At 71.2% G+C, this 8,847-nt stretch carries 9 protein-coding genes; 5 read left to right on the forward strand and 4 right to left on the reverse strand.

Annotation, left to right across the window (positions count from 1 at the left end; translation table 11 throughout):
• The 4 genes from CCN51_RS55120 to CCN51_RS26570 form a co-directional block, all read left to right on the forward strand.
• On the forward strand, positions 1–662 hold a 662-nt coding region (locus CCN51_RS55120; RefSeq protein ID WP_086860157.1), incomplete at its 5' end, for a hypothetical protein.
• Positions 663–837: 175 nt separating this feature from the next.
• The gene (locus tag CCN51_RS26560) at positions 838–1,146 is read left to right on the forward strand and encodes a hypothetical protein (protein ID WP_014179152.1); all 309 of its coding nucleotides are present in this window, start codon (positions 838–840) and stop codon (positions 1,144–1,146) included.
• Between the two features lie 85 nt (positions 1,147–1,231).
• Positions 1,232–2,176, forward strand: coding sequence for an RNA polymerase sigma-70 factor (locus CCN51_RS26565; protein WP_014179153.1), 945 nt, complete (start codon positions 1,232–1,234; stop codon positions 2,174–2,176).
• Positions 2,177–2,285: 109 nt separating this feature from the next.
• Positions 2,286–3,470: an NAD(P)/FAD-dependent oxidoreductase gene (locus CCN51_RS26570; RefSeq protein ID WP_014179154.1), complete on the forward strand. Its 1,185-nt coding sequence runs from the start codon at positions 2,286–2,288 to the stop codon at positions 3,468–3,470.
• Positions 3,471–3,654: 184 nt separating this feature from the next.
• On the opposite strand, the gene CCN51_RS26575 is transcribed toward CCN51_RS26570, so the two are convergent.
• The 4 genes from CCN51_RS26575 to CCN51_RS26590 all read right to left on the reverse strand — a co-directional run bounded on the left by CCN51_RS26575 (position 3,655) and on the right by CCN51_RS26590 (position 7,391).
• Entirely contained in the window at positions 3,655–4,551 is an 897-nt protein-coding gene (locus CCN51_RS26575; protein WP_014179155.1) for an RNA polymerase sigma-70 factor, read from the reverse strand.
• Positions 4,552–4,656: 105 nt separating this feature from the next.
• Positions 4,657–5,835, reverse strand: a complete 1,179-nt coding sequence (locus CCN51_RS26580; RefSeq protein ID WP_043487494.1) for an NAD(P)/FAD-dependent oxidoreductase — start codon at positions 5,833–5,835, stop codon at positions 4,657–4,659.
• A gap of 150 nt (positions 5,836–5,985) precedes the next feature.
• Complete coding sequence (locus CCN51_RS26585) at positions 5,986–6,918, reverse strand: tetratricopeptide repeat protein (RefSeq protein WP_014179157.1); 933 nt, start codon at positions 6,916–6,918, stop codon at positions 5,986–5,988.
• Between the two features lie 11 nt (positions 6,919–6,929).
• Positions 6,930–7,391 (reverse strand): MarR family winged helix-turn-helix transcriptional regulator, encoded by a 462-nt coding sequence (locus CCN51_RS26590; protein ID WP_014179158.1) that lies wholly within the window; start codon positions 7,389–7,391, stop codon positions 6,930–6,932.
• Between the two features lie 315 nt (positions 7,392–7,706).
• On the opposite strand from CCN51_RS26590, the gene CCN51_RS26595 reads away from it, so the two are divergent.
• Positions 7,707–8,777 (forward strand): alkene reductase, encoded by a 1,071-nt coding sequence (locus tag CCN51_RS26595; protein ID WP_014179161.1) that lies wholly within the window; start codon positions 7,707–7,709, stop codon positions 8,775–8,777.
• Positions 8,778–8,847: the final 70 nt, after the last annotated feature.

The following is an 8,847-nucleotide window of genomic DNA, read 5'->3' on the forward strand; positions in this document are numbered from 1 at the left end:
CCGCGACCGACAGCGCACCGTCGCAGCCCCCGCGGGCCGCCTCGGCCAAGGCGTTCCTCAACGACATGGCACAGGTCGCGGCCTCCGCACCCGCCACCGAGGCCCCGTACTGGAAGACCACCCTCAACCTCACCGTCCCGGCGGACGGCGAGAAGGAGAGCACCCACACCAGGTATCTGGACCGGAAGGGGAAGTCCACCGAGGTGAACCCGGACGGGTCCACCAAGGTCGCCTTCACGGCCCGCGCGTACGCCGTCGGCGACCGGACCCTCGGCTGGAACCAGCTCGACAAGCTCCCCACCGACCCCAAGGCTCTCGCCTCGCTGCTGCCGACCCCCAACTCCGCCGACGGCAAGGCCAAGAGCACCTTCGACAACGCCACCGCCCTCCTCGGCGAGTCCCCGGCGCGCCCCGAACTGCGCGCCGCGCTCTACCGCGTCCTGGCCGGTCTCCCCGGCGTCGAGGTCGCCGGCCCCGCCAAGGACGCCACCGGCCGCACGGGCACGGCCCTGGAGTGGACCACCGACTCCGGCACCCTCCGCCTGATCATCAACCCCAAGACCGGAGACCTCCTGGAGGAGACGGAGACCGCCCCCAGGACCGGCGCCCTCCAGGCCCGCTACACCTACCTGACCAACGCCCCCGCGGACCGCATCGGCTGACCCTCGCCCGCCGACCGCGCCCGGGGGGCTCACGGCGCGGCGAGGTGTCCCTGGCCGGAGTCGGTGGATCGCGGGGGTGTGTCACCGGCGCCGGCCAGGGCGTGCGGCCAGTGTGACGTCCGTACGGGCGCACCTGACCGCGCGGGCGGACGCGTCGACCGTGAGAAGGTGTCCCGTGCACCCTCACCACCTGCGCTTCTTCTTCGAAGCCGGCGTCCCGCACACCCCGCTGTGGCCGGACGACGTCGACAGCCTGTACGGGTCCCCGTGCGAGCTGGAACGACTGCCGATCAGCCCGGCCACCCGGGCCGAATTGGCGAGGCTGTGCGAGTGGTACCAGTCGTCCCTCGACTGGGATTACCCACCGGACCCGTCCCCATGGCCCCAAGAGGAATGGGAACGGTTCACCCAGCAGGCGGACGCGGCATTGGATGCCCTGCGCCGGGAGTTGGGCGACGGATGGACGGTCGAGGACCGACGCTGACCGGCGAGGGCTCGGACCGGACCGGCGGCTGAGGCGGCCCGGGTCACCGCCGCCCGCCGATGGGCCGCTAGTAGGATCGGGGCCCATGCCCCTGAGCATGAGCGACGTGGACCGGTTCGAGGCCTCCAGGTTCCGTCTGGAGGCCATCGCCTACCGCCTCCTCGGTTCCGCGAGCGAGGCCGAGGACGCCGTGCAGGAGGCGTTTCTGCGCTGGCAGGCCGCCGACGTCGACCGTATCGAGGTCCCCGAGGCCTGGCTGACGAAGGTCCTCACCAATCTGTGCCTCAACCAGCTCACTTCGGCCCGCGCGCGGCGCGAGACCTATGTGGGCCAATGGCTCCCCGAACCGCTGCTCGCCGGGGATGTGATGCTCGGCCCGGCCGACACCGCCGAACAGCGCGAATCGGTCTCGTACGCGGTCCTCACTCTCATGGAGCGCCTGTCCCCCAACGAGCGGGCGGTGTACGTGCTGCGGGAGGCCTTCGACTACCCGCACCGGGAGATCGCCGAGATCCTGGACATCAGCGAGGCCTCCAGCCAGCAGATTTTCCACCGCGCCAAGAAGCATGTCGCGGACGGCCAGGCCCGTACCGAGGTCGACGAGGCCGCCGCCCGGCGGATCGTCGAGGAGTTCCTTGCAGCCGCCACCAGCGGCCGGACCGAGCCGCTTGTGCGGCTGCTCACCCAGGACGCCATCGCGATCGGCGACGGCGGCGGGAAGATCCCGGCCCGCACCAAGCCGTTCGAGGGCGCCGTCGCGGTCGCGAAGTTCATGTGGGGCCTGTTCAAGCCCAGCAAGGCCAAGCGCGCCTACGCCGGCGGCTCACCCGAGGTCTACGCCACGACCGCCAACGGCGACCCCGCCGTCGTGGCGGTCGTCGACGGCCGGGTCGTCGGCGTCCTGTGCCTGGAGGTCACGGCCGAGGGCATCGCCGCGTTCCGTAACCAGGTCAACCCCGACAAGCTCGAACGCGCGAGCGAGCAGTGGGCGGCCGTCGACCACGGGGAGCCTCTGCTCCACGCCTTCTGATCCGCTGACCCGGTGTGAGGTGCTTCACATCGGATCCCTGTCAGGAAACGGCGGGCCGCCCGGTTCAAGGGGCGACTCGCTGAAGACAGGAACAGACAGGAGCAAGGACATGCAGCACCGCATCATCGTCCTCGGAGCCGGATACACCGGGGCCAGCGCCGCCGGGCGCCTCGCCAAGCGGCTGCACCGCGAGGACGTCACCATCACCCTCGTCAACGCCGAGCCCGACTTCGTCGAGCGCGTCCGGATGCACCAGCTGGCGGTCGGCCAGGACCTCAAGCTCCGGACCTTCGGCGAGATGTTCGCGGGCACGGGCGTCGAACTGAAGCTCGCGAGGGTCACCGGCGTCGACGTCGACCGTAAGACCGTCGCCGTCATCGACGCGAACGGCGCCGAGGAACTGGAGTACGACACCCTCGTGTACGCCCTCGGCAGCAGCTGGAACGACCAGGGCGTCCCCGGCACCGCCGAGCACGCCCATGAGCTCGCCGGCCGCCCCGGAGCGCTACAGCTCCGCGAGCGCCTGGCCCGGCTGGACGCCGGACAGCCCGTGGTCGTCGTCGGTGGCGGCCTCACCGGTCTGGAGGCCGCGACCGAGATCGCCGAGGCCCGCCCGGACCTCGCCGTCGCCCTCGCCGCCCGCGGCGGCCTCGGCGACTGGCTCTCGCCCAAGGGCGGCCGGCATGTGCGGAAGGTCTTCGACAAGCTCGGCATCACCGTGCACGAGCACAGCGCCGTCACCGGCGTCGAGGCCGACCGCGTCGTCACCGCCGACGGCAAGGCCATCCCGGCCGCGGTCACCGTGTGGACCACCGGCTTCGCGGTCCACCCGATCGCGAAGGCCACCGCCCTGGAGGCCACCGGCACCGGCCAGATCGTGGTCGACGGGACCATGCGCTCGGTCTCGCACCCGGATGTGTACGCCGTCGGTGACGCGGCCATGGTGATGGGCCCCGGCGACAAGCCGCTGCGGATGTCGTGCGCCTCGGGCGTCCCCACCGCGTGGCAGGCCGCCGACGCCATCGCGGCCCGCCTGACCGGCGGGAAGCTGCCGAACGTGCCGATCCGCTACTTCAACCAGTGCATCTCGCTGGGCCGCAAGGAAGGCGTGATCCAGTACGTCACCGCCGACGACCGCGCCGTCCGGGCGGCCCTGACCGGACGGTTCGCCGCCGTCTACAAGGAGCTGATCTGCAAAAGCGCGGCCTGGGGCGTCGCCAACCCGACGCTCGGGATGCCGAGCCGGCGCCGCCGCGTCGTACGGGAGCGGGCCCAGGCGGGATCGGCGGTCTGAAGGAGCCAGGAGAACGCCCCGGTGATCGCTGCGCGAGGCCGGCGTGATGCGGGTCCGGATGGCCCATCACGCCGGCCCCCCGTAGCCACTCACGGTGAGATCAGTAGCCCTCTTCAGGCCGTGTCTTGAGGAGTGACCGATGATGAGATGGCGCGGCTGCGCGGCTTTCCGGAGATCAGGACGGTCAGCGGGAGGTGAGGGGGGTTTCGGACTCGACGCGGGTGAGCTTTTCGGGGTTGCGGACGTAGTAGAGGCCCGTGACGTGGGCGTTCTCCACGCGGAAGGCCAGCACGCCGTCGATCTCGCCGTCCAGGCGCAGGATGAGTCCGGGGTTGCCGTTGACCGTCGTGGGTTCACTGGTGAGGGTGCCGCCGGCCTTGTCGAGACTGCCGATCATGTAGCGGAGTACCTTGTCGGCGCCGACGACCGGCCGCAGGGCCGCCAGCTTGAGGCCGCCTCCGTCGCTGACGAAGACAACGTCCGGGGCGAGTACGTCGAGTAGCCCCTGCAGGTCCCCGGTCACGAGGGCGGACTGGAACGAATTCAACGCTGCCCGGGTTTCTTCCGGTGAAACCGGTGTGCGCGGCCGGCGGGCGTCGACGTGTTGGCGGGCGCGGTAGGCGATCTGGCGTGTGGCGGCGGGGCTCTTGTCGATCGCCTCCGCGATGTCGTCGTAGCCGATGTCGAAGACCTCGCGCAGCACGAAGACGGCGCGTTCGGTCGGTGAGAGGGTTTCGAGGATGAACATGAGTGCCAGCGACAGGTTCTCGGACAGTTCGACGTCCTCGGCCACGTCCGGCGCGGTGAGCAGAGGTTCGGGCAGCCAGGGGCCGACGTAGGCCTCCTTGCGCCGTTTGAGGGTGCGCAGCCGGTTGAGTGCTTGCCGGGTCGTGATCCGTACCAGGTAGGCGCGCTGGTCCCGCACCTGTGCCAGGTCGACCTTGACCCACCGCAGCCAGGCCTCCTGGAGGACGTCCTCGGCGTCCGCCGCCGATCCGAGCATCTCGTAGGCGACGGTGAACAGCAGGTCGCGGTGGGCGACGAAGGCCTCCGTCGCGGGGTCGGTGACGTGGTCGTTCATCTCGTGCGCTTCACTCTCTCGTGGTCGGCCCCATGGGCCGGAAGCAGGCCGTGGAACACGTACCCAGTCTGATGACGGGGTCGTCGGCAGCAGCCTCCCCACTGGTCAGGTGCCGGACGGTGTCGAGCGGTTCTTCGACTGCGGCGATTCCAGGCGGTCGCCGTGGGATGCGCGGGAACTGGCCTTGCGTGCCCCGGACACCAACTTGTTGAGGGTGAACCGGCAGGCGATCTCCTTGACGCCGGCACCGAGCCCCCCGCTGATGCTGAGCGCGTTCACCTTGTCGTTCGGGTAGGAGAACTGGGTGACGCCCTCGTCTCGGCCGAGGCTGAGGCACTGCCCGGCGAAGAACATCCGGACGGGAGCGGCTTTCTTCCCCGCGATCCGGCGCAGGATCGTGTCGGCGGCCGCCGGGCCCAGCTGCACGGCGGCCTGGCAGCTCATCCGGAACGGGTGGTCCGGCATCACTCCCGCGTCCCCGGCGGCGACGATGCGCTCGTCGTCCACACTGGTCAGCGTCGTGTCGGTGATCAGGCGGCCTTCGGCGTCGGTGCGCAGCCCGCTGCGGGCGGCCAGGTCCGGGACACGGAATCCCGCGGTCCAGATCGTCACCGCGCTGGGCAGCTCGCGGCCGTCGTCGAGCCGTACGCCGTCGCGTGTCACATCCGTCACCTGCGCACGGGGACCTTCGAGGACGGTCACACCCAGCTTGGCCAGCCGGCGGGCGACCGGGCGGCGGACTCGGGCATGCAGGGAGGGGCCGAGCACATTGCCGCAGACCAGAGTGACCTTGCGGCCCGCTTCCGCCAGCTCGGCGGCGGTCTCCAGGCCGGTCGGGCCGGCCCCGACCACGGTCACCGGAGCCGACGCGGGCGTCGCGGCCAGCGCCGCCCGCAGTCGTTCCGCCCCCTCGAGGTCCGACACCCAGTGAGCGAACTCCACCGCTCCGGGCACGCCGGGATCGGAGGCGCCACTGCCCACCGCGTAGACGAGGTAGTCGTAGGAGACCGTGCCACCGCCCGCCAGCGACACCCGGCGCTCGGCAGCGTCGATCCGGGTCGCGGTGTCGACCACCAGCCGGACGTTCCCGCCCAGAACCTCACTGAAGCCCTCGACCGCGTCATCGGAGCCGGTCACGAGCTGGTGCAGGCGGATCCGCGAGACGAAGTCGGGACGCGGATTGACCAGGGTCACCGACACGCCATCGCGCCGAGCCAGGCGATTGGCCGCCGTCACGCCCCCATACCCGCCGCCGACCACGACCACCTCGACGTTCTCGTTCATCATGTCTCCCTCGTGTTACGGACTCGGCATGGAGACACCAGCCGCGCGCCCGGCATAACAGCCCGCGGATGAGACGTAGTGCACATCGGACGCGGCGGAAACGCCGCCCCTTCCGCCGCGAGTGGCGTAACGGCCGCCGAAGGCTCCCGGCTACCGAGGGCCGCCGTGGAAGCAGGTCTCACCGTCGATCCGGACCGGCCGTCCGGGCGGCAGGGGCGGGTCCAAGGGCTCGCTCTCCGGAAGCCCCGACCAGTCGACGAGGAACGACGCGTCCAGGGGCTCGACCGGGAAACGGGTGATGAGCTGTCCCGGTCGGTGGATCTCCAGGGTCAGCTTCAGCATGGTCGGGAGGTCTTCAGGGTCGAAGCCCCCGTTGTCGCAGGATTTCAAGGTCTCGTCGGCGTCGCGCCGCGCGGCGTCGACGGAGCCGAAAACGCACGCTGTCGAGGACCACTCCGAGTTGCTGATCCGGGCGTCCTCGCGGACCAGGGCGAACGCGTAGCGGCGGTCCGGGGACTCGGTGCCGTCGAAGTCGTCCTCCTCGGGCACCTCTTCGCCGAGTTCGGCGAGGCTGTCGCGCGCGACATGGTCCCCCGGGTCGCGCCGCAGGGCCTCCGCGTACGCGGCGACCGCGCCGTCCCGGTCGCCGGACCAGCACAGGGCGTGGCCCAGGTGAAGGGGTACGAGAGGGTCGCCGGGGTCGGCGTCCAGGGCGGCGCGGGCCGCCTCGATCGCCCGGGCGGCCAACTCCTCGCTGAGGCCGTCCTCGTCGTACTCCGCCATGTCGCCCAGGTACGGACCGTCGGTCCCGTCCGTCCAGGACCAGTCGCAGTCCAGCTCGTCGAGGGCGCACTGTTGGAGGGCCAGCGCGGCTATCGCCGAGCGTCCGACCGCGATGCTGGCGGCGGTCTCCGCGTCGTCGGCGCTCAGCTTCCCCGCGACCGCGTCGTAGCAGCGGGCCGCCTCCGCGAGCAGGCGCGGGACCGTGTCCGTCTCGGCGCCGTCCGCCAGCCGCTCACTGCTCTCACGGAGCAGCGAACTGGCCTTGATCAGCGAGGCGTCCGTCGCGTCATTGTCCGTCATGGACCGGCACGTTACTGCTCCGCGGAGGCGTGCCGTGTGGTGGCGTGGGCGAGGCTGCGTTCGATCCGGGTCAGCGCGTCGATGGCCTCGGTCTGCTGGTCGGGGGTCAGGCTGTCGGCGACGGAGCTTTCGAGTTCGGCCCAGACCTCCTCGACCTGGCGGCGCAGGGCGAGGCTGGCGGTGGTGGGTTCGATGATGAAGGCGCGTCTGTCGGTGGCGCAGGGGTGGCGGCGGACGAAGCCGGCGTGTTCGAGGCGCCGGATGGTGCGGGTCATGGTGGCCGCGTCGGAGCCGAGCAGGCGTACCAGATCGGCCTGGCGCTGGGGGCCGAGGTCCCACAGCTGCATCATGACCAGCTCCTGGCCGGGATGAAGGCCGACGCGGCGCAGCAGCTGCGCTGCGAGCATGCGGTGCAGCCGGGCGACGCGGAAGATCGCGTGGGTCATGGCGCCGGCCTGGACGGAGGGCGGCATCGTCATCTCGGCCGTTGCCGCGGCTTCGGCGGCGGCCGACTGGCTGCCGGACTCGCTGCCGGACTTGCTGCCGGACGTGTCCTTCGGCTGACTCATACGTCCCTCGCTGCGATGTGTAGCTGCCCGAGCAGGGACGAGCCTATCGCGCTCGCTGCCGATACGGGCTGAGCCCATGTGCACTGGAGATCGCGGTAGAGCGGGGCGGATGGTGACGCAGATCACAGCTTTGCGGGAATGGTCTGCTGCGCTTTACTTGTTCGGGCAGGAAATGGCGCCGCACGCCGCGGCGCCCCTCCGTGAGCAAGGAATGTGATCATGGCGACGGCATTCGACCCGTACGACCTGGGCGGCAAGCCCCTGGCCAACCGCATCGTGATGGCCCCGATGACCCGCAGCCGCGCATACGGCCCCGGGGCGACCCCGACGGACCTGATGGCGACCTACTACGCCCAGCGGGCCGGCGCCGGGCTGATCGTCACCGAGGGCACCCAGCCATCGGTGGTCGGGCAGGGCTACCCCGACACCCCGGGCCTGCACTCCACGGAGCAGGTCGAGGCCTGGCGCAAGGTGACCGACGCCGTGCACGACGAGGGCGGGGTGATCTTCGCGCAGCTGATGCACACCGGTCGTATCGGCCACCCCATCCTGCTGCCGGACGACCAACTGCCGGTCGGCCCCTCCGCGGTGGCGCCGCAGGGGCAGGTGTTCACCCACGAGGGCCCCAAGGACTTCGTCACCCCCAAGGAGCTGACCGAGGCCGAGATCACCCGGACCATCGACGAATTCGCCACCGCGGCACGCAACGCGGTCGCCGCCGGGTTCGACGGTGTGGAGATCCACGGCGCCAACGGCTACCTGGTCCACCAGTTCCTCGCCCCCAACTCCAACCGGCGCACCGACGCCTGGGGCGGCTCGGTCGACGGCCGTATCCGCTTCGCCGTCGAGGTGGCGACCGCGGTGGCCCAGGCCATCGGCGGCGAGAAGGTCGGCTTCCGTATCTCGCCCGGCAACCCTTACAACGACATCGCCGAGGACGACCTCCAGGAGACCTACGGCGCCCTGGTCGCACGGCTGGCCCCGCTGGGCCTCGCCTATCTGCACCAGATGGAGGCCCCGGGCGTCCGTGACCTGGTCCTCCGCCTGCGCAAGGAGTGGCCCGGCACCTTCATCCTCAACCCGTTCACCGGCACCGACCCGACCGGCCCGGACGAGCTGGGTCTTGTGGAGGACGGCATCGCGGACCTGATCGCCTACGGCGCGCTCTACCTGGCCAACCCCGACCTCCCGGCCCGCCTCGCCGCCGGCGGCCCGTTCAACACCCCCGACCTCACCACCTCCTTCGGCGGCGACCACCGCGGCTACACCGACTACCCCGCCCTGGGCTGATACCTGCCCGAACAGCTAAACGCGCCGCCGCGCCGCGGGAACCCCGGCGCCGCCGCGCCGCGGGAACCCC

It is taken from the genome of Streptomyces milbemycinicus, assembly GCF_002154605.1.
Taxonomy (GTDB): Bacteria; Actinomycetota; Actinomycetes; order Streptomycetales; family Streptomycetaceae; genus Streptomyces; species Streptomyces milbemycinicus.